We start from the raw sequence: 438 nt of genomic DNA, 5'->3' as shown, positions 1-438 counted from the left end.
AGATTGTCATCTTCGGCACCGAAGCGGCCGAGACGATCACCGGCACGAGCGGCGCGGAAACGATCGACGGCCTGGCCGGCGACGACATACTCAACGGAGGCAGCGGCGGTGATATCTATATCTTCCGCGTCGGGTCGGGGAACGACACTATCCAGGAGACCGGTTCGAACAGTGGCAACGACGTGGTCAGGCTGGCTGGCCTGAACGCCCATGACGTCGACATTACCAAGAACGGCAATGATCTTTCGATCCGAATCCTCTCGAGCGGAGAGACGCTGACCGTCAAGGATCACTATCTCGGTTCTAACACTGGCATCGAGTACATTCAGTTCGCAGACAAAACGATGGTCAATGTCGCCGGGATAGCGCAACTGCTCCGGAACGAGGCCGCCGCCTACCTGGCTTCGCCTGCTGCGCGCACGGACACGCCTGCACAAC

The 438-nt window shown here is 59.8% G+C and carries 1 protein-coding gene; it reads left to right on the top strand.

The window, feature by feature from the left end:
* Positions 1 to 438: calcium-binding protein (locus NJE57_RS19930; protein ID WP_319030227.1), on the top strand; the 438-nt coding region annotated here is incomplete at both ends.

Origin of the sequence: Dietzia sp. PP-33, assembly GCF_033790845.1 — a bacterium.
Taxonomy (GTDB): domain Bacteria; phylum Actinomycetota; class Actinomycetes; order Mycobacteriales; family Mycobacteriaceae; genus Dietzia.
The sequence above is the reverse complement of the archived record's forward strand: the minus strand, read 5'-3'. Positions and strand labels throughout refer to the sequence as shown.